The sequence below is a fragment of the Tissierella praeacuta genome (assembly GCF_040396155.1).
GTDB lineage: Bacteria > Bacillota > Clostridia > Tissierellales > Tissierellaceae > Tissierella > Tissierella praeacuta_A.
Genome location: NZ_JBEBOY010000009.1, coordinates 38,388 through 61,511, shown reverse-complemented (window position 1 = coordinate 61,511; position 23,124 = coordinate 38,388). Strand labels below are relative to the sequence as shown.

Sequence of the window (23,124 nt, the reverse complement as noted above, 5' to 3'; positions counted from 1 at the left end):
TTAATTCCTCCTAATTATTTAATATTTACAGGTTTGAATTCTTTACCTTCACCTTTATAATATCTACTGAATAATTCATAGTATTGAAGTCTTAGCCCTTGAATAAATACTATAAGTCCTTCCATACCTATAATAACAATATTACCTATAATGAGTACTATAATATTCCCTACTGTAGTTCCTATCATATGTCCTATGGTTTCAAAAGCTATAAATAAACCAACATGGGTCAAAGCAAATGCTCCTACCCTAATAAAAGACACTGTACCACTTAACATACTGAGTAAAGTTTCTATAATGGAGAATACAGATTCTATATAGTATCCTGTAACATCTTCACCATGTAAAGGACGTTTTCCCTTTATTAAATGAGTCAATGGTTGCTTGAATATCATAACTGCTATACATAATAGGATAATTACTACTCCTACTTCCATGGAAAGTATAGGTTTTTTCAAAAGATTTCCACCTATTAAAATAAGTAAACATAAATAGAATAAAAATCCTGCCAATCCTTCTTTCCCAAATAATCCATCTTCCATATCTTTTCTTTTGACGCTATTGATCATTCCATAAATATAGGATATAAGTATAAGAGCTATACCTATGAATATGGCTGATACTAAAACCTTATTTATATTTTCAAAGGGCTTTATAAGCAGTGCAGGTATGACTGTTTCTAATCCAAATACTGCACCATATAAGGTTCCAAATACCATGGAACTAAACCCAAGTCTTCCCAATAAACCGCCGAACATTTTATTTTTACGTCCCAATAATATTCCAGCTAATAGCAATATAAGTCCTTGTCCTAAGTCTCCAAACATTGCCCCAAATAAAAACATATATGAAAGAGATAAAAATGGAGTAGGATCCAATTCGTTATATGATGGCATTCCATACATTTTAACTAAAGACTCAAAGGGTTTAAAAAGCCAAATATTCCTCAGTTTTGTAGGGGGAGTAAGATCAGTTTCATCTTTAAATATTGTCAATATATCCTTATATGATTTTAAAGTTTCCCCTATTTTCTCCTTGTCCTTCTTAGATACCCAACCTGAAAGATAGAAGAATTTATTTGATCTTGCTAATTTTTCTTTAATATCCTCTATTTTTCCCTTTGTCCTCAATTGATTTACTAAAGATAATATAGTATCTTTATGAGTTTCTCTTAAATCTGATAATGTGTTTTCTAGAGAATCTATTTCTTTTTGTAGTTTTTCTTTTTTACCCTTTAAATACTCAATTAGTTCCTTAGGTGTTCCTTTATACTCTTCCTGTAATTGAATTTCCTGGAAGTTTAGGGATCTTAAAATTCTATTCATTTCTTCCTTTATATTAGAAGGATAGAGTACTAAATATACCTCGCCTTCCTTACCTGTTCCAGTATGAAGAATAACAGCCAAAATATTATCATAATTTTTCTTAAGTTTTATCCTATCCTCCTTAGATAAAATTCCAAACCTAAAATCAAAATATGAAAGATCTCTTAAACTATCTATTTGGATATTAATGTCTCTGATTTCAGAAAAATTCTTATAAAACTCTTGAGTCTTCTCTAACTTTTCCTTAGTTAAGTTTAAGACTTGGCTAGGTTCTTTTACTTCTTCATATATATTATTTAATACTTGAGAAATCGTATCTATATCTGTATCCTCTTTAAGGTCAGATTTCATATAATCAGATTCTATATTTAATATTTTTTCTAACTCTTCTCCCTTTTTAAGAAGTTCTTCATAGCTTTTATCCTTTGAAAAAGATGTAATGTAGTTTAAATCTATTACTTTTTCTAAGTTTTCATCCTTTACATTAAAAACAAAACTATTTTCTTCTATTTGTGATAATGCAGATACTAAATCTACTTTGCCAGATAAAATTATATCTTTTAGTACATTATCTACATCTGATATATTTCCAATGACATTCATCATAGTCATCTTTTCAACAGACATTACTCATCACTTCCTTCGACTTTCCTTACTAAATAATCTTTTGTCTCTTGTAAAGTTAGTCCATATTTTTTAGCTTCCAATATAGAAATAATATCCCTTATTTCATATTCTAAAAGATGGATATATGCCATGGACAAGTTTATATCCATTTTTGCCCTTTTAAAAACATCCAAAAACCTATAATATAGATATCTTTGAATCCTTCTTTCCATATATAAATCTATATCCTTTTCAGTATCAAACAAGAAATCATACTGTGTTTTTAAAACTATCTCTTTTAATTGTTCCTCATTTGAATAACACATTTCTTTTAATTTTTTATAGTTAAATTCGGATCCATAGGGTAATGTAAAGTTTATTAGTTCCTCTGGAAGTAAATTATAAAACTTAATGCCTCTATAAATCCATTCAATATTCAACAGATCTTCATTTACTCCAAGAATTTTTTCAAATATTATTTTATCTTCTTTTTTCAGGTTTTTAGATTGGGATTTTAATTCATTAAAATATAGTCTATCTAAGTTCATTTCCATATAAAATATAACCTTTGAATGTTCTTCATTTTTATAAGGGTTTAAGGCTTTATAATACATAGTGTCCTTTAAATTTTCAATGAATTCTTCTAAGTTAGATGAATTCCTTACCTTTTTAAGATCAAAACTATAATATTTTTCTTTTAATAAACTTAAATTTTCTATTTTTACAAGATCTTCTTTTCTCTCAAATGCTCTTAAATATAGTTTTAATTCTTCTATTTCGTGTCTTAACATCAAGGTTCTAAATAATTTTCTATATTCATCAGTAAAATATTTCATTATCTTTTCAAATTCAGATATTAAATGACGTTTTAGCTCTATTTCTATTTGCTGAATATTATCTAAATCTTCTATCTTACTTAATTCTTCTTTGTAGATGGTGTTTTCCCTAAGATAATGTATTTGTTCTTCTACATTTTCCTTTTCCATTAGATTTATATAATCTTTTTTATCTAATAAATTTGTCCGCAAGACCCTTATCTTAGTGTTTATAGCTGCAAATATTCTTTCACTATTCATGGTTTTCCCTCTATTCTCTGCCTCTGAACAATTTATTCCATAGTCCATCTATTAACTTCTCTTTATTTACTTTATAGACATTGTCTATATTCTCTAGTATCTCAATATCTTGAGATTGTAATCTTCCTATTTCCATTTCACCATCTTTTATTATTTCTTTATAAATCCTTTCCCCTTCTAATCTACCTTCTTCCATATATTCTTTTTCTATTTTCTGAAGAGTTTCTTTTAACGTCCTCTCTTTATCTGCTACAATTTCCTCAGTTTTAAGCTTCATACTCACTGTTTCCTTATCAATATTTATTATCTTATTGATAACTTCATCCATAACTATCACTCCTCGACTAAACTATTATACTCCTCTTATAACTTATGTAAACTTAAATAATCTTCCTAATGGTTAATAGGAATTAGAATAATATATGTATCAGGTATCAATAATAATTTTTTCTTTATTTTCCGCCTATTATTTAAGTATTTCTCTTATTATCTCATTTTTTCATATTTGTTACAAAAAATTAATATTTTTTATTCTCAGAATGTTAAATTTATATCTAGACTACTAATTTCCTTGCTTTCAGATAAAAATAGTGGACACCTTAAAGTGTCCACTATCTTTATAAACTTATTCCTCTTTCAAATGCTTTAATATTTACTTCATGTACTCTTTCTGGAAGGAATTTTTTAATTTTACTCTTCCAATCTATATTTTCTAAGCCTAATGCTTTAACTATAAGTCCTAACATTACTATATTCTGAGATCTTGGTTCTCCAAGTTCCTCTGCTATTTCCCTTGCATTTATAGATATTATATTATCTACTTTAGATTTTAGTTCTTCCATTATTCCTTCAGGATATTTTTCAAATCCCGCCAATACTGGCAAGGGCCACATCTCTTCTTCGTTTACTATTAATCTTCCGTCCTTCTTCAATTGAGGTATATATCTTGCAGCTTCTAATTTCTCAAAGGATACTAAAACATCTGCCTCTCCTAGGTTTATAGTTGGTGAATATACCTTATCACCAAATCTAATCTGAGTAGTAACGCTTCCTCCCCTTTGAGACATACCATGGATTTCTGACATTTTTACATCGTAACCCTCTTCCAAGAGTCCTTCTGACAATATTTTAGATACTAAAATCGTACCCTGTCCTCCTACACCTACTAAAAGTAAAGACTTTGTCAATTAAATCACCTCTTCCCCAAAAGATTCTATAGCATTAAATGGACATACTTGTAAGCATACAGTACAGCCATTACACATTGCAGTATCCATACTAACTACATTATCCTTCATAGATATGGCTGGACAGCCTATTCTTAAGCAAGTCTTGCATTTTCTACATTTTTCTTGATTTACTTGACTATATAAATTCGCTCTTCTCTTTTGTACATCTTTAATAAGAGCACAAGGTTGTTTTGTAATAATTACAAATGGTTCAACAGCTTCTAATGCATCCTTTATGGCATTTGTATTTGCATCCATATTATATGGATCTATAACTCTTATATTGTCTTCTTTTACTCCTATAGCCTTGACTAATCCTTCTATATCAATCATTGGTGCTTCTACACCAGATATATTCTTTCCTGTACCTGGGTTTTCCTGATGTCCTGTCATGGCTGTAATTCTATTATCAAGGATTACAACTACCATATTGCTCTTGTTATATACTGCATTAACTAATCCAGTCATACCAGAATGGAAGAATGTTGAATCTCCTACAAATCCAAATACTTTCTTTCCTCTGTCTGCCATTTGGTTAACTTTATCAAAACCAATACCTGCAGTAATTCCAGCACCCATACATACTACTGTATCTCCTACACCTAATGGAGGTGCAGAACCTAATGTATAACATCCTATGTCAGAGGTAACTACTACCTTATTTTTATATTTAGATAATGCATAGAATATTCCTCTATGTGGACATCCTGCACATAATGCTGGTGGTCTTGAAGGCACTTCTAAATCTAATTTATGTCCGTCTTCTATTTTTTCGCCTAAAATTGCTTCTCTTATAATCTGTGGATTTATTTCTCCGCATACGGAGAATATTTCTTTACCAATACATTCTATTTCCATTGCTTTAATAAATTGTTCCATATAAGGTTCATTTTCTTCTATTACATATAGTTTGTCCACGCCTTCTGCAAATTCTCTAAATAATTTATCTGGCAGTGGCCAACTAAATCCTACCTTTAGATAAGAAACTGTATCTCCAAATACTTCCTTTGCATGAAGATAAGATGCACCTGATGTTATAATTCCTATTTTTCTATCATTCCATTCAATTCTATTTAACGGGCTATTATTTGAGTATTCCCTAAGTCTAGGAATTCTGGTTTCTTCTATTTCTATATGTTTAGCTTTAGAATTTGCTGGTACCATTATGTATTTCCTAGGGTTCTTTTCATACTCTTTGATTCCTACTTCTACTCTCTCTCCTAATTCAACTACACCTTTACTATGACAGACTCTAGTAGTCACTTTAAATAATACTGGAGTATCATAGGTTTCGGATATTTCAAAAGCATGTTTTACAAAGTCCTTACATTCCTGACTATCTGATGGTTCTACCATAGCTACTTTTGCATGAGGTGCAAAAAGTCTATTGTCCTGCTCATTTTGAGAACTATGCATACCTGGTTCATCGGCTGTGATTACTATAAGTCCTCCATTGACTCCTTCATATGCAATAGTAAATAATGGGTCTGCAGCTACGTTTAACCCTACATGTTTCATTGCAACTAAAGCCCTAGCTCCTGCTATAGATGCCCCTGATCCAACTTCTAAGGCAACCTTTTCATTGGTGGACCATTCTGAATATATTTCTTCATAAGTAGAAATATTTTCTAGAATTTCAGTACTTGGTGTACCTGGATATGCTGATGCTACTAGACATCCTGCTTCATAAGCTCCTCTTGCAATAGCTTCATTACCTGTTAAAAGCTTTTTCATGGAATCCCTCCTATCAAATATAGTACAAATACATTATATCAAATATATTTTTAATTGTATTAAATTTTTTAATTTCATGTAAGTATTTTAACAATTCAATTATTTAATCCAATTTAAAAATATATCAATCTATTATATCTATATTCTTTTTATAATTAGATATACTTATATAGTCTAACTATAAAATCCCCCTAGCTATTAATAATTATCTCGCTGAATGTTCTATAGTCTTTGCTCCACTTTTTAATTCCCAATGTAGTACAAATGTTAGTACCACTCTAAGTATTGCTACTGCTGCAAGTATTATAAATTCATCTATTGTTCTTATTACTACTGTTTTTATAATTTCTGCCGCTAATTTAAACTCTAAACTAAGTGCCATTGCCTTAGCAAAATCAATTGCCACATCATCATCTCTAAAGTCAAATCCATTTTTAATAAATTGAAATATTCCTCTTAAAGCAGCTATTGTGATGATAAAAACCCCAATAGACTCTAATGAACCTGTAATATATGGAATTATCGACTCCAAAAAATGTTCAATTATCAATTAAATCTCTCCTCTTTTGTAAAATTACTAGGGGGATAACTATATTGGCAATATTTATTCTTTTCTTTAAATTATATATTAGCATAAAACCACTAATTATGTTAGTATATAATTTAAATAATACCGATAGGAGATGATAGCTTGCTTAAAGTAATATTTGATTGCGATAATACCATGGGATTACCTAATAAAGATGTAGACGATGGATTAACTTTAATGTATTTATTAGGCAGTAAAGTAATAGATTTAATTGGAGTAACTACTACCTTTGGTAATAGCAATATAGAAGATGTATTTATGGCTACATCTAAACTTTTTAGAGATTTAAATATAAAAAATATTCCTTTGAAAAAGGGATCTCCTAAAAATTCCAATAGAAGAAGTGAGGCATCTAAGTTTCTCTTAGATGTGGTTAATAAATACCCTAATGAAATTACTATATTAGCTACTGGCTCCTTATCAAATCTATATGGTGCATATCTCATTGACAATGATTTCTATAAAAAGGTTAAGGAAATTGTATTAATGGGAGGGTTGACTAAGCCACTTATAATCAACGGAAAGAATCTAAATGAGCTAAACTTTTCTGTTGATAATGAAGCAAGTCACAATGTTCTTCATTCTGGTGCAAAAGTAACAACCATGACAGGTCATATTTGCCTTCAGGCAGAATTTAAAAAAGAAGAATACAAAAGGTTAATGGATAATAAAGAAATACCTTCGTATTTATATATTAAGGAGAATTCATATGCTTGGTTTGAGCATTTTAGGGAATTATTTAATACTGAAGGCTTCTTTGATTGGGATATAGTATCTGCTGTATATATAACAAATCCTGAGTTATTCAATGATAATTTTAAATACATAGTATCAACTTCAGAGGATTTAAAAACTGGATTTTTGAAAATAGATGAAAACAACAAAAATGGAAGTAAAATAAATATACCTACTGTTATAAACGATGTAGGCTTATTTAATGAATTAATTTTTGAGGCTTGGAAAAATATAAAAAAAGTAAAATAACAAAGGGAAAAATCCCTTTGTTATTTTTATAACTCCCATCCACTTGATTCGGTTTGAATAGTCCATAGTTTGTTATAAAGACCGTTTTTAGTTATAAGTTCATCATGTGTACCTTGTTCTGCTACTCTTCCATCTTCCATAACAACTATATTATCTGCATCCTTAATGGTTTTTAGACGATGAGCAATTACTATGACTGTTCTCCCTGCTATTAGTTCATTAATAGCCTTTTGTACTTCTACCTCATTTTCAGGATCAAGGGAAGCCGTTGCTTCATCAAGTAAAACAACAGGAGCATCCTTTAACATGGCACGTGCAATGGAAATCCTTTGTTTTTCCCCTCCTGAAAGAGTACATCCCCCTTCTCCAACCATAGTATCAAATCCCTTAGGAAGCTTCATAATAAAGTCATAACAGCAAGCCTTTTTAGCCGCTTCAATCATTTCTTCATCTGTAGCATTTTCTTTTCCAAATCGAATATTATTTCCTATGGTATCTTGAAATAAATATACATCTTGAAATACCATGGAGATTTTTCTCATTAATTTCTCAGGGTCAAGAGTTGATTCATCTATTCCCCCAAATGTAATCTTACCAGAAATAGGATCATAGAATCTTGCACAAAGTTTCAATACTGTACTTTTACCGCTTCCAGATGGTCCTACAAGGGCTGTCAATGTTCCTTGCTTCATTTCTAAAGAAACATTATGCAAAACAGTTTTATCTCCATATCCAAAGGAAACATTTTCAAATACAATATCAGTACTGCCATTAGGCTCTTTATCTCCAGCCATTTCTTCTTCATTCATTAAATTTAAAATACGTTCTCCTGCCCTTTCATCGTAACGAAGCTCTGCATATTTCATTAAAGCAGATGTAAGAGGATCATATACCCTAGAGCCTATGACTAAGAACATTACGAATGTCAATACATCTAAAGATCCTCCTATTAACAAATAAGTCCCTGTCAAAATCATTAAAGTCAGACCTGCTCGAATAAAAGTAATCGAAGTAAGAATAATGGGTCCTGATAATGCTTCAAAACGAATACATTCTTTCATTAACCTTCTAAATGAGTTCTCAAGACGAGCAAATTTTTCACCTACAAGATTATATGCCTTCATAACACGTATACCTAGTAAATATTCCTGCAATCTATTACCTGCATCCAGCTTAGATTTCATTTGTCTATCTGCCATACGTTTTTGAGCCTTAGAACAAGTCCACAATAAAAGTATGGTAATAGGCAGTGCTATAAACATGGCAACAGACATACGCCAATCAATCCATAAAAGAGAAGCAAATGCCATAAAAGGCATAACTAATGCACCAAATAATTGTGGAACAATATGTGATACCCCAGTTTCAATTAAGGTAAAATCACCCATTATCATATTAGCCAAATCTCCTGGATCCCTACTTGTAATATATCCTAATGGAAGTTTACGAAGATGTTCTGCCAAATTGGCTCTTCCATCTGCTGAAAGCTCATAAGCATCACGATAACTATGTCGATATGCAGGTTTTTCAGCAATAAACATTACTATCATATAAGCAAATAGCACACCAATAATCTTCCAAAGTCTAGTCGTGTCAAGCTCTGTACCCGAACCATCAAAAGCATTAAATATGATTTTTATCACTTCAATGGAAAACATAAATGGAACTACATTGACCAAATTAGCTAAAATAGTAAATCCAATGGGCTTTATCAGCTTTTTTGGTTGTCCTACTGTAATATTTTGAAAAATTTTCATGCCTTTGCACCTCCACTCTTCAACGTCCAATCATAAGCACTAGTATAAGCTTCCCACATTCGCTGATACAGACCTTCCTTAGCTACTAGACTATTGTGAGTACCTGCTTGTTCAATTCTTCCATCTTTTAGTACAATGATTTGATTAGCAGTTTTTATAGAAGACAGTCTATGAGCAATAACTATAACGGTTTTATCTTTAATTAGTTCTTTTAATGCAATCTGCATTTTATACTCATTTTCAGGGTCAGCAAAGGCCGTTGCTTCATCAAGGACAAGAATAGGTGCATTTTTTAAAATAGCACGAGCAACAGAAACCCGTTGTTCTTCTCCTCCTGAAAGAAATACTCCACCTTCACCAATAAGTGTATTATAACCATCTGGCAGTTCTTCAATAAACTCATGACATTGTGCCGCCCTTGCTGCAGCATATACCTCTTCGTCAGCAGCATCTGGTCTTCCTACTCTAATATTTTCAAACAAAGTATCATAAAAAAGAAATGTATCTTGAAATACGAAGGATACTGTATTCATAAGTTCTTCTGTGGGAATATCCTTTATATTTACTCCACCAATTTTTATCTCTCCAGTTTGAATATCCCAAAAACGTGGAATCAAGTTAGCCACAGTAGATTTACCTGAACCCGATGGTCCTACTAAAGCAGTAATCTCTCCTGCCTTAGCGGTAAAATTAATATCAGCCAAAGCTTCAACTCTCGTAGCCTCTGCTTTGTTCTCGTAAGCAAAAGATACATTTTCAAAGGTAATATCATGACCATGAGGATGCTTTGGCTCTAAAGTTTCTTTGATTGGTTCCTCGGCATATATATCATCAATACGGGAAACACCTTCAAAAATCTCCCTTGTACCTGATGCAAGCAAAGTTAATTTATACAGTGGCGAAGATACACCTGGGATCATTATAATAAAGAATAAATATACAAGAGCAAATGACATATTATTAGGATCACCACTCATAATTAACAAACCAACAGGTAAAATAAAAGTCAAAAATGAATTAAGTACTACAGTGAAAACAGCCATTCCATTTTCAAATTTATCACAATAAGCAACTGCCCAATCCCTATAAGCAATTAAATCATTATGAAATTTTTTAAAAGAAAAAACAGTTTGCCCAAATATTTTAACTACTGGTATTCCTCGTACATATTGTATGGCTGAAGAGTGGATACGCTCCTGTGCATCGAAATAAGCCTTCATTGTATTCTGAGCTTTTCTACCGAACATCATTGAAGCTTGCATAACCATACTAAGAATAAATCCAATTATACAAACAATTGTCATCCATCCATTAAGGCTAAAAAATATGGCAAACATAACAATAACCGTTGCAGCTACATTCACAAGATCTGGGATTGTATGAGCTACAAACAACTCGATTCGCTCAACATCCTGTTCTAAATTCTTCTTTATAGCGCCTGTTGCAGTACTATTTAAATATCCAAGGGGAAGTTTACCAATATGCCTTGCCAATCCCATACGCATACCATATAAGATACGAAAAGCAGCCACATGGGAACAAATAATTGCAGCATATAAGAGAATAAGACTTGCAATTAAACTACCAAAGGCAATCCATCCCCATTTAATCATCATGGAGCTATTCACTAGAGAAATATTGCCTCCGCTTTTCAGTAATTCTCCTAGAATCTGATAAACAGATACAAATGGTACTAACATACAAGTTGCACTAAATGCTGATAAAATTCCTGATATTATTAGCAATATCTTCTTCTCACCAGCTATTTCAAGCAGACGGGAAAGCCCTTGCTTTTTCTTAACTTCTTGATTCATAGCAATACTCCTTTCTATAATAGAGGTTGGTTAGCTTAAGCTAACCAACCTCTATTATAATCACTTTTATTTATTTGTTCCACTCCATAAAGTCGATTTAACTCCAATTAGACGAAAATTTATTTTGCCTTTACTTATCTTATATCAAAAAACTTTAGAGTACCAGTGAAATTATAATCCTCAATAGTATCAGTATTAAAAACAATCATATCCTTGACATAAGTAAGAGGAATGTTTGACACCTCATCATTGCTATAATTAATTAGATAATCAAAAATTTCCGTAACCCTTTCTTTATCATCCACAGTAGAAAATTCATTTATTGCCAGATAATGCTCCGTTTAAACGATTTGTTTTCCTATATTCCAATGGGGTCATCCCCATAATATCTTTAAACGCAGAGGCAAACTTACTAGAATTGCTATATCCTACTTTTCCAGCAATAACAGCTACACTGTCATTTCCTTGTTGAAGCATTACAGCGGCAACCTGCATTCTATATGAACGCATATAAGCATAAATAGATGTTCCATAAACAGCTTTAAAACAAAGTTTCATTGCTGTTATAGGTATTTTAAAACGAGTGGATAATTCTTCAATAGTATTGTGCTCCTCTAAGTTCTGTGTCATATATTCCTTAATTGCCTTTATAATGTCTACTTGACTTTTATGGAAATATTTTCTTTCCTCTCTTTCCTCTTCAATATCTACAATACTAAGAAACAATAAAAGCTCCAATACCTTCAATTTAAAATACCCATGCTTTACTTCATCTGGCACTGTATATAATTCAAAAAAGATATGTTCTATTGAATCTTTAGCACGCATAATAAAGCATCTGTCTTTATGACATAATTTATCTCGCAAAGAATCTAAATTAATAGATATATTATCTAGCGCACAAGAAATCGAACTTCGAGCTTCATCAAGACATATTACTATAGATACGCCATGATAATGTTCTAGAGGAAAGCATGACTTTGTAGTTCTATTACTTAGCATGTTTACTGCAAGGTCTCCCTCCTCTAGGTATACATACTCTCCATCTAAGAATTCACATTCAAATCGCCCTTGACGACAATGATTAATTTCCATAATATTAGCATGAGATCGTTTATTGTGAAAACAGTTCCCCATATGAAAATCATTATAAATCAACTCAATACCTGGAAACACCTGATAACTAGTCATTACACCTTCGCCATCATGACTTTTCATCTTATAGACAACACAGTCTTTGGACTCTTTAATCATCTCTACTTCAGAACCATATATACCTTTATCTTTTGATAAAATACTCATCTTTCAACCTTCTTACACTATTATTTTATATAATAAAATCAATCTATTAAATTTCTTTATTCTTTCCATTAAGGATTATATTCACCACTACTAATTTTGTTTCTATTAAACAGGTTAGTATGAGCTAACTTATTTGAATATTAGTTTAACATTATGAGATATTATTGTCAATCAATAGAATACTATCCTTGAAAAAATAATTAGTATATAATAACATAGATATATAACAATTTCCAGAGGTGATAAAAAATGAAAATACAAGAGTCAGCAGAAGATTATTTGGAAACGATTTTAATGCTCAAAGAACGTATCGGACAAGTACGTTCTATTGATATAGTGAATGAAATGGGATACTCTAAACCTAGCGTAAGTGTGGCTATGAAAAGGCTTCGAGAAAATGGATATATCCAAATGGATTCTAATGGATATATTACATTATTAGATGCTGGTCTTGAAATTGCAACACAGATGTATGATAGACATAAATTCCTTGCAAAATTTCTGATGTCCATAGGAGTAAATGAAGAAACAGCATTGACAGATGCATGTAAAATTGAACATGATATAAGTGATGAAAGTTATGAATGCTTGAAAAAACATTTTAGACAATACAAAAATAAGTAATCATGTATACAGAGACAGTTCTCCTACGTCAACTTTTTCTTGGCCTAAGAAACTGTCTATTTATCTTTTTACCTATTTTATATTCTTTTCTACGATATCTATTATTTCCCGAGAAATTTTCTTTTTAGGATTTTGTTTTCCTCTGCAAAATTTAAAAATATGAATATATCATTAAAATATACCATCTATAATACGAATTTAAAGTCTATTATTTAACTCCTTAGTGTATTGTAAATTAAATCTATTATATTACAGAAATCCTACTTCTGTATGAATTCTAATCAGTTTCTATAGTAATTTTATATTTATTGTAGCTTTTTGTATACCTAGAGGGTATTCATAGTGAAAGGAGGTTAGGAATTGTCTATAAAACCACTATGCATAGATGAAAGCATAGATAATATTGTAAAAACCTATTCGAATATGGTTTACAGATTAGCATTTTCACATACCCGAAACAAAAGTGATGCTGATGATATCTTTCAGGAAGTATTTTTACGATACATAAAAAATAAACCAAAGTTTGAAACGGAAGAACACCGAAAAGCATGGCTTATAAGAGTTACTATTAATTGTGCAAAAAAACTGTGGGCATCATCTTGGATAAAGAAGACTCAACCTTTAACTGATGAAATTGCTTTTGAAACTGAAGAGGATAACAACTTACATTATGAGCTAAAAAAGTTACCAATTAAATATAGAACTGTTATTCATTTATTTTACTACGAAGATTTAAGTATAGAAGAAATCAGTCATATATTAAAGCAAAAACCATCTACAGTTAGAACTCAATTAACCCGTGGTAGACGTAAACTAAAGGAAATATTAAAGGAGGATTATGATGTTTAAAGAAAAGTATCATCATATGAATGAGCAAATAAAACCCTCGTCCCAACTTATAAATAATGTTATCTATGAAGGAAACAATCATAAAATGAAGTTCATATTTTCCAAGACAATTGCCATAACTGCTTTATTGATTATTTGCGTATTTACAGCAATTCCAGTATTATCATCTACAGTACCGGCTATTTACGAAATCATGTATCAAATTTCACCAAGTACTGCCCAATTTTTTAAACCTATTCAAAAATCATATGAGGATAATGGAATAAAAATGCAGGTAGAAGCTGCATATATTCATGATAATGTAGCTGAAATTTATATTACTATGCAAGATCTTACAGGAAATCGTATCGATGAAACAACAGATTTATTTGATAGTTATTCTATTAACCGTCCATTTTCCAGCGCAGCTGGTTGCACACGTGTTGGGTATGACTCTAAAACAAAGACAGCCACATTTTTAATTACAATTTCGGAATTTGATAACGAAAAAATTACAGGTAAAAAGCTTACTTTTTCAGTAAAAGAGTTTTTAAGCGGTAAAAGTCACTATGATAATACTTCCATTGATATAGATTTATCTCTTTTAGATAATCATGTTAATACACAACTTGTAAAAATAGTAAGCGGTGGTGGTATCAATTATGATAAATACATGCCTGATTTTATGACTATGGATTATAATTATGAAGTAGAAGTCCTTTCTGCTGCAAACTCCATTAATTTCTCTATTGATAACATAGAAGTTACAGCCATAGGATATATAGATGGTATGCTTCATGTCCAAACAGCAACAAAAAATAATGAAACTAAAGATAATCATGGGTTCATTTATCTAAAAGATAAAAATGGAGATAATGTTCAATGTGACTATAATATCGGATTTAGAGAAAATATAGCCAATGAAAATAGAATAGATTATGATGAATATATCTTTGATATTCCTCAATCTGAAATTGGACAATACTCTTTATATGGTAATTTTGTTATAAGTGGACTATTTACACAAGGTAATTGGGAAGTAACTTTTCCTATTGAAGAAATTAATAAATAACTGCTTATAAGAAAAGCTTCTATAGAAGGTTAGGGTTATAATAAAAATTACTCTATAATAAAAATAGATTAAAGAAAATATAAAGATAATTGAGATAAACTTTTGAGGCAAAGCTTTTAGGTCAGTAGTTGACTAAAGGCTTTGCCTCCATTTTATTTCAAGACAACAAGAACACTATCAAAGATTTAAAGTTATAAGAAACTCTTTCTCTTTTTATATAAATTCTATTATTTTATCCATGGAACTATATACATCATTTTCATTAATAGCTGTAAAAGGTAGCTCTATTCCTAATTCATCTAAATAACCTTTTAATTCTTCTATAAAAACGCCTGAACCCTTTACTTCCTTTAAGGTTCCAAGGATATTTTCTAATTCATCATTATTTGAAATTTCTCCTCTAAAATCTCCAGAACAGGTGTAGTCAACTCCACAGCTTGGACTTCCATCTATTCCTACAATTCCTATAATTTCATATCCTGCATCTATATAGCTTTTAGTCTGCTGGATTATCGGTTTAAGCATTTCTCTGCATTGCTCTCTATAAAACAAGGTATCAAATTGCTCCTTTACATGACCCCATCTTCTTATTCCATATACAATCATTTCCGGACATGGAAGTTGAATCATACCAATACCTTTCTCAGTAATAATATCTATAAACTCCTTAAAAATTCCTGAATACTGGCTGAGGCCTTCTACTTTAGAATTAGAATTAATAATACAATGACTAACTAATACTATTTTTTTATTTCTTTTCAAATCGATATCCTCCTTAACTAACTATTCAATAGTTATAGACCAATACAATGTTTTTTCTTTAATTTTAAATATACTTTCTGTCCAAAGGTATAAAGTCCCAAATCATTAAATAGCACGTCCACTTTTAAAGAAATAGAATTAATATCAACTGTATACCTTATAATATTACCTTGAGGGAGTATATCAATGATATTACCCGAAATAACATATGAATCTTTAGATTCTTCTAAGTCTACAGAAGATACTTCAATGGTCTCTGGTCTAATTACGACTCTTGGATAAACTGAGTATTCTTGGTTTACTAACTTTGAGAATTGATCTTTTTCCAATATATTATAATTGCCAACAAAACTTGCCGTAAAAATACTTTTTGGATTACTATATATTTCAAGAGGATTTCCTGATTGCTCTATGATTCCATCTCTCATTATATGAATTGTATCTGACATAGTCATTGCTTCATCTTGATCGTGGGTAACAAAGATTGATGTCATATTAAGCTCCTTGTGTATTTCCTTTATTCTAGATTGTAAGGATTTACGAAGCTTTGCATCTATTGCACTCAAAGGTTCATCTAATAATAACACCTTAGGTTTAGTAACAATACATCTTGCCAGTGCTACTCTCTGCTGCTCGCCACCTGAAAGCTGATATGGATATCTCTTTTCATATCCTTTAAGATCAACCATTTTTAATGCATTTCCCACTAGGTCATCAATTGTATCTTTTTTAACCTTCTTCATCCTAAGACCAAATGAAATATTATTATATACATTCATATTAGGAAAAAGACTATATTGTTGAAATATCATTCCAATATTTCTCTCCTTAGGGTTTCTAAAGGTGATATCTTCCCCATCTAGAAATATCTTTCCACTTGTTACCCCTTCTAATCCTGCAAGACATCTAAGAAGCGTACTTTTCCCACAACCTGATGAACCTAGTAATGTAACAAATTCTCCCTTCTGAATTGAAAGATTAGTATTTTTAAGGACATGATTTTCACCATAGTATTTTTCTATATTTTCAAAAACAATATATGCCATATTTATCTCCTTAATTTACTTAAGTCTTATTTCTCCAATGCTTTTCTTGCATTATTTACATAAGACATATCAATAACATTTTCATATCCAATAGGATCTTTAATAATTCCTTGATCTAAGCAAAAACTTTCAATCGCATTATATCCTTCTTCAGAAAAGAAACCATCATTAGAAAGTGAGCCTCTTAATATCCCAACAATTTCCACTAAATCTCTATCCTCAAACATAGGAGAAACTAATTTCGCAAGTTCCTCATCAGTATGTTCTGCTTGCCAATCCATAGCTTTCATAACGGCATTTACAAATTTTTGAATTGTTTCAGGATTTTTTTCTGCAAATTCTTTAGTGACTGTAACCATTTGTGATTCATAATATTTAGAGCCATAAAGTGCCTCATGTTGTACAGGATCTGATGTATTAATTAAAATATTAGCATTTATATTTTTAAGTTCATTAATATGAATTCCATCAAAAAATGATGCTGCTATACTTCCTTTTTCAAGAGCAACTAAAGCGGCTCCGTACTCCATATTAATCCATTCTACATCATTTTCAGAAAGTCCAGCTTCTTCTAGTGCAGAAAGAACGAATGAATAAGGAGCAGATCCTGGCATCCCAGCAAAAATTGCCTTTCCTTTTAATTGCTCAACACTTGTTATCTCAGAATTTCCAGCAAATATATACTGTTTATTCTTAACTGTTGAGAGAATAATTTTAGACTCTAATCCTTCTTCAAAAGCGCGAAGTACTGGCTCAGTTGATAACATGCAAAGTTGTGAATCTCCTGCATGCATACCTTGAAACGCTATTGGACCATCTTTAAATACAACCCATTCAGTATCCAATCCTTCATCCTTAAAATATCCTAACATTTCAGCTGCATATACAGGAATCCAAGATTCCCCTCTCATTTCAGATATTACAACTTTCGTAAGGTCTGAATCCTTAGAAACTTCCTTTGATGTACATCCAGTAATTATTCCTGTAACTAAACAAATCATAAGTACTATAAGTATTGACTTTTTCATTTTTGCCTCCTCATTTAATAAATTCTATATGTTTTTTTCATGCTGCAATGACAATTTTGTCACCGCTCTCCAACGTAATAAATACAACTCAACTTTATCAAGAATTAAATTGAGAATAATACCTACCATTAATAAAATAAAAATACAAGACATAACACGAGCTATTTTAAAGTATGACGATGCATAAGCAATCATCCATCCAAATCCAGCCGAAGCCCCCATGAACTCTCCAATAATTGCACCAATTAAAGAAGCTCCTACACCATTACGAATACCTGCTATTATCCAAGGCATACTAGACGGCAGCACAACATGATATAATGTTTGTATTGTTCCTGCACCTAATAAGTTTGCGGATTCAATGAGCTTAGGTTCTACATTTTGAATACCTGCATAAGTAGAGAAAAAAACATTGAAAAATACCATTAATGCTGCAAGAAATATCTTTGATGTTAAACCTAATCCAAACCACAATATATATATACTGGTGCTAATGTAAGTTGAGGTACACCATGAATGGCAGTAACTATTGGTAAAAAAATCTTACCTAATGACTGTATTTGTCCAAATAATAGTCCAACAAAAATTCCTATAATTGTACCATAGAACAGCCCAGCAAGTGCCTCTCTCAAGGTTATAGCTGTGTGTTTTACTAAATCTCCACTTAAAAAAAATTGTTTTAAATCTAAAATAATCTCACTGGGATAGCTTGTAAAAAATGCATTATAAAATTTAAATCTAGCTGCTATCTCCCAGAGAGAAAGAAATAAAACAATAATTAATATTCTTATAATAAGTGGAAATTTATTTTTCCATTTGTTCATAATCACCATCCTTTCATCCTTAATCTAAAATTGTCTAATATTGTCAACAATATACATATAATAAGCTATGAATATAATATATTGAAGTATTATTAAGAAAAACAATAGCAATTCAATTACTATTGTTTTTCTTAATAATGTAAAGTATATTAAAATATTCTCTAATGTTTATAATAAATTCTCATTTCCAAAGTAATAGACATAAATATCTTCCATTCTAGAGGTAGCTATTACAACTTTCTCCTAAGGCTTACTATCTAAAACTACTCTCCTGCTGATGATGGATAGCACTACTCTTAATCCTTTATAATAGTTCTATTCTTATGAATTATTTACTCTAGTTATATTATATGGTTTCAATAACCCTTCCATAAAATCCATATCTAAATACTCCTTTATCTTCTTAAATGTATCCATGTTTTTTATTTCCTTCTTAGGATCATGATATTCTACATAGGCATAAGCACACCATCCTAAAGCTCTTAAATATAAATATGGTGTATAAAGATTAACCCTATCTCTTATATTTCTATCTTCACCTTTTAATCCATTAGTATAGTTTCTAAAAAATTCTTCTTTTTCATCACTACCTAATATATAATCCGTTTTCCATAATGTAGTAGTAGGCGCAAGAAATTGAGTTAAATCTTGAGCAGGATCACTAATTACTGGTTTCTCCCAATCTATTAAATAGGAGTTTTCTTCTCCTATTATAAAATTATGTGAATTGACTTCTGTATTGTTTATTACATGCCAAGGATTATCTATAAAATATTTTTCTTTATATTTATTGACCTTTGCCCAATCCAAAAACTTATAAAAAAAAGACTTAACCTTTTTATCTACTATGGGACTATCCCATATATTAGCAAGAAGTCTTTCCCCTTCGTCTATCCGAGCACTAAATATATTTTCTTCAATTAAAAAACGATTATCTTTTTTAATATCTAAGGAATGAATCTTAGAAAATATCTTTGCTGCCTTATTTAAATCCTTTCTATAGTCAAGAGGTATCCCTTCTAAAAACTCCATAATGAGTATACCATAATCAAAATACATTAGAGAACTATCTACAAAATATACTTTTGGAGTTACTGAGGAGCTTTCTAAATATTTTAATGCATTAAACTCATATCTTATTTGATTATCAATTTCCAATTGACTTCCAGTATTAACTCTAAACACATATTTATTGGGAAAAGATTCTATGGCAAAGTTAATATTATATTCACCTTGAGCTAAGAATTTTACCTGAAAATCCCCAGTTAAATTAAGTTCCTTTAGAATTGTCTTCCTATTAATATTAATATATTGTTTTATTTGTTCCATCAATTTGTCCTTTAACAAACTTTTCCCTCCAATCCTTAATAAATTCCATTGTATTTAAAACTATCCCTTGATTCTCATAGTTTCTTATAAATGTGAAGAAATCTTCCTTAGTATCAATATCCATATATTTAGCAGCAAGTCCAACTGATAGGCTTTGATTATTTGCCATATCTATAGTAGATTCAAGTACAGATTTTCCTCCCCACTTTTTCCCTATATTAAATAGAGATTCATTAGGTTTTTTCATACCAACTAAATAATAGCCCCCATCATAGGATGGTCCTAATACTATATCATTTTTATCAAGTATATGAAAGGCATCTATTATATCTCCATATCTAATATGAGGTATATCCGAACCTATTAATATTACATTTTCATATCCCAATGATAATGTATAATTTATTGCATTATACATTTTATTCCCTAAATCCTCTCCCCTTTGAGGAAAAGCCTTAATGTATTTAGGAATTATATCTTCTATAATACTTAATGAATTTTCAGGAGTATATGTAAGATATATATCCATATCTTTTTGTAATGATTTAAATGTATTAAATAAATCCTTTAAAAAGGCCATATGTAAATTGACACATTCGTCACCTGACATAATATCCATTAATCTTGTTTTAGTCTGTCCTGCTATGGGAATTCTAGTCATAAGTATTAGTGCATTCATCATCTCACCTGCTTGTATATTTTAGCTAATTTCTCCGTTGGAGTTCCTAATATATATAATATCTTTATTTTATGCATCATTAATAATGTCCTTAGTTGTCCGCCTTTTTTAAATCTTCTGGCTGAAGTTCCTATTTTTTTATCTAAAACTTTCATCTTACCAAGTTTATGAATTCTACGAGAAAGCTCCCAATCCTCCATAAGCTCCATATCCTTATATCCACCTAGCTTCTCAAATATATCTTTTCTCATAAATATCCCTTGGTCACCAAATATTAATTTCAAATACTTGGCCCTTCTATTGGAAGAGCCGGCTACATATCTCATAAATCTAGTGTGTAAGTCACAAAAATATAAATTAAAACATCCTCCGATATATCCATTTTCTATGGTTCTTTCTATTTCCTCTATACTATCTTTATCTAATTTAGAATCAGAATGGATAAACCATAATATTTCGCCTTTAGCAGTCCCTGCACCTACATTCATCTGTCTTGATCGACCTTTTGGACTGTTAATAACTATGGCATATTTGTTTGCAATATCCACAGTTTTATCAGTGCTACCTCCATCTACTACTATTATCTCTTTATCTCCATCTATTTTAACTAAATTCTCCAAACTTTCCTTTATAGTCTTTTCTTCATTTAATACAGGCACTATTATGGATATCATAGCTTCACTTCCCTTTAAATATCTTTATGCCTTCAAGGCTTATACCTATTGATATCTTATGTCCTGCTTCATATATCCTAGAGGCTTGAGATATTACCTTTAATTCTATTCCTTTTACTAATATTGTATAATAAACTCTTTCCCCTGCATATTTGCTGGACAATACTGTCCCCTTTAGTTCAGTTATTTCTTCCTCACAGATTTTAATATCCTCTGGTTTAATCATAGCCCTTGCATTTTTTATATCTTCATTTTCAATGGGAAAACTAAGTAGAGCAGAAGTAAATATACCATCTATTACATCGCAGGAAATATAGTTTTTATCACCTAAAAAATCTGCTACTTCCATGGAATTTGGACTTTCATATAGTTCTCTTGGAGTGCCAAATTGTTTGATTTCTCCATTTAGCATAATAGCTATTTTATCCGATGACATCAAGGCTTCTTCTTTATCATGGGTAACTAAAATCGTTGTTATATTTAGCTTTCTTTGTATCTCCAGTGTAAACTCTCTCATATCTAATCTTAATTTTGTATCTAAATTAGAAAAAGGTTCATCTAATAAAAGTACTTTTGGTTCTATAGCTATGGCTCTTGCCAATGCCACTCTCTGTTGCTGTCCTCCAGAAAGTTCACTTGGATATTTTTTATTATATCCCCTTAATTGTACTAATTCCAGCATACTTTCCACTTGCATATCTATGTTTTTCTTCGGTATCCTTGCCATTTTAAGACCAAAACCAATATTTTCTTCTATATTTAAATGAGGAAATAATAGATAATCCTGAAAGACTATTACAGTGCCTCTCTTTTCCACAGAAACATCTGTTATAGCCTTATCTCCAAGAAATATTTCTCCATTATCAGGCTTAATTAATCCTGCAATTATTTTTAGAGTAGTGGTTTTACCACATCCAGAAGGTCCTAGGAGTGAAACTACTTTTCCTTCTTCTACTTCAAAATTAATATTATTTAATACCTTTATTTTATTAAAGGATTTTTCTATATTTTTTAATATAATTCTAGACATATCTATACTCCTTCAACCTGTCCTTATAAAACTTATTTGTAATCTTTTCCACCATAATTAGAAATATTAAGGTAGTGAATATAAATACTATACTGTAAACAGATCCCATCATCCTATCTCCACTTTGAATATAGGGAAACATCAACATTGAAAAAGTTATTATCCTTCCCCCTCCTATTAAAAATGTAAGGAAATATTGACTAAAGGATACTATGAAAACCATACTTCCTGCTGATATTATTCCGGGAAGGAGCATTGGAAATGTTATATGATAGAATACTTGAAAAGCATTGGCACCTAAGACCTTGGCCTGAAGCTCCATATCTTCTCCTATAATTTCAAAAACAGACTTAAGTATTCTAGTACTATAGGGAATACATGGTATTAAATGTATCATGACTACTCCCAGAAATGTATTAGCCAGTCCCATTTTAATAAATTGAAGATGTATACCCATAGCTACTGTTACAGTAGGTACTATAATTGGTGCAAAGATTAGCAGCTCTACTAATTTTTTCCCTTTAAATTTATAAAGAGCCAATGCTTTTGCCGCTGGTATAGTTATTATCAAAGTAATCACAGTAACTACGAAAGACAGGAACATACTAAATAATAAAACCAATATACTATTAGATGAAGGATTTAAAAAATATAGCCATCCTCTTAAACCAAAGTTTTCTGGAAATATCTTAGGCCATGGCCAATTTTTTGCAAAGCTCCATATGAATATAATCGCCAAAGGCAATAATAAAAAGCTTAGAAATAATCCTATTATTATTTTATATCTTAATTTAGTTTTATCCTTCATCTCA

Annotated in this window: 23 protein-coding genes; 4 read left to right on the top strand and 19 right to left on the bottom strand. The window is 30.7% G+C overall.

Features of this window, described 5'->3' with window-relative positions; all coding sequences use genetic code 11:
* Positions 1–14 precede the first annotated feature (14 nt).
* The 6 genes from ABWP20_RS06565 to ABWP20_RS06540 form a co-directional block, all read right to left on the bottom strand.
* Positions 15–1,952, bottom strand: coding sequence for a V-type ATP synthase subunit I (locus ABWP20_RS06565; protein WP_353094923.1), 1,938 nt, complete (start codon positions 1,950–1,952; stop codon positions 15–17).
* On the bottom strand, positions 1,952–3,007 hold the full coding sequence (locus ABWP20_RS06560) for a V-type ATPase subunit (RefSeq protein WP_353094921.1): 1,056 nt from the start codon (positions 3,005–3,007) through the stop codon (positions 1,952–1,954). The genes ABWP20_RS06565 and ABWP20_RS06560 overlap by 1 nt, the downstream gene beginning before the upstream one ends.
* Positions 3,008–3,017: 10 nt before the next feature.
* Entirely contained in the window at positions 3,018–3,335 is a 318-nt protein-coding gene (locus tag ABWP20_RS06555; protein WP_353094919.1) for a hypothetical protein, read from the bottom strand.
* Positions 3,336–3,624: 289 nt separating this feature from the next.
* Positions 3,625–4,194 carry an indolepyruvate oxidoreductase subunit beta gene (locus ABWP20_RS06550; RefSeq protein WP_353094917.1) on the bottom strand — a complete coding sequence of 190 codons (570 nt, stop codon included), beginning with the start codon at positions 4,192–4,194 and terminating at the stop codon, positions 3,625–3,627.
* Positions 4,195–5,970, bottom strand: coding sequence for an indolepyruvate ferredoxin oxidoreductase subunit alpha (iorA, locus tag ABWP20_RS06545; RefSeq protein ID WP_353094916.1), 1,776 nt, complete (start codon positions 5,968–5,970; stop codon positions 4,195–4,197).
* A 205-nt stretch (positions 5,971–6,175) separates the two neighbouring features.
* Entirely contained in the window at positions 6,176–6,520 is a 345-nt protein-coding gene (locus tag ABWP20_RS06540; protein WP_353094914.1) for a DUF1622 domain-containing protein, read from the bottom strand.
* Positions 6,521–6,661: 141 nt separating this feature from the next.
* Here ABWP20_RS06540 and ABWP20_RS06535 point away from each other — a divergent pair, with 141 nt between their 5' ends.
* A complete protein-coding gene (locus ABWP20_RS06535; protein ID WP_353094912.1) occupies positions 6,662–7,543 on the top strand; it encodes a nucleoside hydrolase in 882 nt (293 codons plus the stop codon).
* 26 nt (positions 7,544–7,569) lie between these two features.
* Here the strand turns inward: ABWP20_RS06535 and ABWP20_RS06530 are convergent, their stop codons facing one another.
* The 3 genes from ABWP20_RS06530 to ABWP20_RS06520 all read right to left on the bottom strand — a co-directional run bounded on the left by ABWP20_RS06530 (position 7,570) and on the right by ABWP20_RS06520 (position 12,416).
* Positions 7,570–9,300: an ABC transporter ATP-binding protein gene (locus ABWP20_RS06530; RefSeq protein ID WP_353094910.1), complete on the bottom strand. Its 1,731-nt coding sequence runs from the start codon at positions 9,298–9,300 to the stop codon at positions 7,570–7,572.
* Positions 9,297–11,114, bottom strand: a complete 1,818-nt coding sequence (locus ABWP20_RS06525; RefSeq protein ID WP_353094908.1) for an ABC transporter ATP-binding protein — start codon at positions 11,112–11,114, stop codon at positions 9,297–9,299. Before ABWP20_RS06525 ends, ABWP20_RS06530 begins: the two co-directional genes overlap by 4 nt.
* Before the next feature lie 315 nt (positions 11,115–11,429).
* Complete coding sequence (locus ABWP20_RS06520) at positions 11,430–12,416, bottom strand: helix-turn-helix domain-containing protein (protein ID WP_353094906.1); 987 nt, start codon at positions 12,414–12,416, stop codon at positions 11,430–11,432.
* Positions 12,417–12,665: 249 nt separating this feature from the next.
* Between ABWP20_RS06520 and ABWP20_RS06515 the strand changes: the two genes are divergently transcribed.
* From ABWP20_RS06515 to ABWP20_RS06505, 3 genes are all read left to right on the top strand, one after another.
* On the top strand, positions 12,666–13,040 hold the full coding sequence (locus ABWP20_RS06515) for a metal-dependent transcriptional regulator (RefSeq protein WP_353094904.1): 375 nt from the start codon (positions 12,666–12,668) through the stop codon (positions 13,038–13,040).
* Positions 13,041–13,400: 360 nt separating this feature from the next.
* Complete coding sequence (locus ABWP20_RS06510) at positions 13,401–13,889, top strand: RNA polymerase sigma factor (protein ID WP_353094902.1); 489 nt, start codon at positions 13,401–13,403, stop codon at positions 13,887–13,889.
* Positions 13,882–14,940: a DUF4179 domain-containing protein gene (locus ABWP20_RS06505; protein ID WP_353094900.1), complete on the top strand. Its 1,059-nt coding sequence runs from the start codon at positions 13,882–13,884 to the stop codon at positions 14,938–14,940. The genes ABWP20_RS06510 and ABWP20_RS06505 overlap by 8 nt, the downstream gene beginning before the upstream one ends.
* 213 nt (positions 14,941–15,153) lie before the next feature.
* Here the strand turns inward: ABWP20_RS06505 and ABWP20_RS06500 are convergent, their stop codons facing one another.
* The 10 genes from ABWP20_RS06500 to ABWP20_RS06455 all read right to left on the bottom strand — a co-directional run bounded on the left by ABWP20_RS06500 (position 15,154) and on the right by ABWP20_RS06455 (position 23,120).
* Positions 15,154–15,702: a CD3072 family TudS-related putative desulfidase gene (locus ABWP20_RS06500; RefSeq protein ID WP_353094898.1), complete on the bottom strand. Its 549-nt coding sequence runs from the start codon at positions 15,700–15,702 to the stop codon at positions 15,154–15,156.
* A 32-nt stretch (positions 15,703–15,734) separates the two neighbouring features.
* On the bottom strand, positions 15,735–16,748 hold the full coding sequence (locus tag ABWP20_RS06495; RefSeq protein WP_353094896.1) for an ABC transporter ATP-binding protein: 1,014 nt from the start codon (positions 16,746–16,748) through the stop codon (positions 15,735–15,737).
* A gap of 26 nt (positions 16,749–16,774) precedes the next feature.
* Positions 16,775–17,776: an ABC transporter substrate-binding protein gene (locus ABWP20_RS06490; protein WP_353094894.1), complete on the bottom strand. Its 1,002-nt coding sequence runs from the start codon at positions 17,774–17,776 to the stop codon at positions 16,775–16,777.
* Positions 17,777–17,800: 24 nt separating this feature from the next.
* Positions 17,801–18,250, bottom strand: a complete 450-nt coding sequence (locus tag ABWP20_RS06485; protein ID WP_353094892.1) for an ABC transporter permease — start codon at positions 18,248–18,250, stop codon at positions 17,801–17,803.
* Positions 18,235–18,600, bottom strand: coding sequence for an ABC transporter permease (locus ABWP20_RS06480; protein WP_353094890.1), 366 nt, complete (start codon positions 18,598–18,600; stop codon positions 18,235–18,237). The genes ABWP20_RS06485 and ABWP20_RS06480 overlap by 16 nt, the downstream gene beginning before the upstream one ends.
* 321 nt (positions 18,601–18,921) lie before the next feature.
* A complete protein-coding gene (locus ABWP20_RS06475; RefSeq protein WP_353094888.1) occupies positions 18,922–19,947 on the bottom strand; it encodes a phosphotransferase in 1,026 nt (341 codons plus the stop codon).
* Positions 19,904–20,608: a TIGR04282 family arsenosugar biosynthesis glycosyltransferase gene (locus ABWP20_RS06470; RefSeq protein WP_353094886.1), complete on the bottom strand. Its 705-nt coding sequence runs from the start codon at positions 20,606–20,608 to the stop codon at positions 19,904–19,906. The genes ABWP20_RS06475 and ABWP20_RS06470 overlap by 44 nt, the downstream gene beginning before the upstream one ends.
* Positions 20,608–21,282 (bottom strand): TIGR04283 family arsenosugar biosynthesis glycosyltransferase, encoded by a 675-nt coding sequence (locus ABWP20_RS06465; protein WP_353094884.1) that lies wholly within the window; start codon positions 21,280–21,282, stop codon positions 20,608–20,610. Before ABWP20_RS06465 ends, ABWP20_RS06470 begins: the two co-directional genes overlap by 1 nt.
* Before the next feature lie 4 nt (positions 21,283–21,286).
* Positions 21,287–22,312 (bottom strand): ABC transporter ATP-binding protein, encoded by a 1,026-nt coding sequence (locus tag ABWP20_RS06460; protein ID WP_353094882.1) that lies wholly within the window; start codon positions 22,310–22,312, stop codon positions 21,287–21,289.
* Positions 22,305–23,120, bottom strand: a complete 816-nt coding sequence (locus ABWP20_RS06455) for an ABC transporter permease (RefSeq protein ID WP_353094880.1) — start codon at positions 23,118–23,120, stop codon at positions 22,305–22,307. The genes ABWP20_RS06460 and ABWP20_RS06455 overlap by 8 nt, the downstream gene beginning before the upstream one ends.
* Positions 23,121–23,124: the final 4 nt, after the last annotated feature.

What these genes read in the sequence shown, in the direction of transcription:
- ABWP20_RS06505 (WP_353094900.1), top strand. Translation starts at nt 13,882, where the DNA reads ATGTTTAAAGAAAAGTATCATCATATGAATGAGCAAATAAAACCCTCG.
- ABWP20_RS06525 (WP_353094908.1), bottom strand. Translation starts at nt 11,114, where the DNA reads ATGAATCAAGAAGTTAAGAAAAAGCAAGGGCTTTCCCGTCTGCTTGAA.
- ABWP20_RS06460 (WP_353094882.1), bottom strand. Translation starts at nt 22,312, where the DNA reads ATGTCTAGAATTATATTAAAAAATATAGAAAAATCCTTTAATAAAATA.
- iorA (WP_353094916.1), bottom strand. Translation starts at nt 5,970, where the DNA reads ATGAAAAAGCTTTTAACAGGTAATGAAGCTATTGCAAGAGGAGCTTAT.
- ABWP20_RS06530 (WP_353094910.1), bottom strand. Translation starts at nt 9,300, where the DNA reads ATGAAAATTTTTCAAAATATTACAGTAGGACAACCAAAAAAGCTGATA.
- ABWP20_RS06515 (WP_353094904.1), top strand. Translation starts at nt 12,666, where the DNA reads ATGAAAATACAAGAGTCAGCAGAAGATTATTTGGAAACGATTTTAATG.
- ABWP20_RS06455 (WP_353094880.1), bottom strand. Translation starts at nt 23,120, where the DNA reads ATGAAGGATAAAACTAAATTAAGATATAAAATAATAATAGGATTATTT.
- ABWP20_RS06470 (WP_353094886.1), bottom strand. Translation starts at nt 20,608, where the DNA reads ATGAATGCACTAATACTTATGACTAGAATTCCCATAGCAGGACAGACT.
- ABWP20_RS06560 (WP_353094921.1), bottom strand. Translation starts at nt 3,007, where the DNA reads ATGAATAGTGAAAGAATATTTGCAGCTATAAACACTAAGATAAGGGTC.
- ABWP20_RS06490 (WP_353094894.1), bottom strand. Translation starts at nt 17,776, where the DNA reads ATGAAAAAGTCAATACTTATAGTACTTATGATTTGTTTAGTTACAGGA.
- ABWP20_RS06565 (WP_353094923.1), bottom strand. Translation starts at nt 1,952, where the DNA reads ATGTCTGTTGAAAAGATGACTATGATGAATGTCATTGGAAATATATCA.
- ABWP20_RS06465 (WP_353094884.1), bottom strand. Translation starts at nt 21,282, where the DNA reads ATGATATCCATAATAGTGCCTGTATTAAATGAAGAAAAGACTATAAAG.
- ABWP20_RS06520 (WP_353094906.1), bottom strand. Translation starts at nt 12,416, where the DNA reads ATGAGTATTTTATCAAAAGATAAAGGTATATATGGTTCTGAAGTAGAG.
- ABWP20_RS06495 (WP_353094896.1), bottom strand. Translation starts at nt 16,748, where the DNA reads ATGGCATATATTGTTTTTGAAAATATAGAAAAATACTATGGTGAAAAT.
- ABWP20_RS06555 (WP_353094919.1), bottom strand. Translation starts at nt 3,335, where the DNA reads ATGGATGAAGTTATCAATAAGATAATAAATATTGATAAGGAAACAGTG.
- ABWP20_RS06480 (WP_353094890.1), bottom strand. Translation starts at nt 18,600, where the DNA reads ATGAACAAATGGAAAAATAAATTTCCACTTATTATAAGAATATTAATT.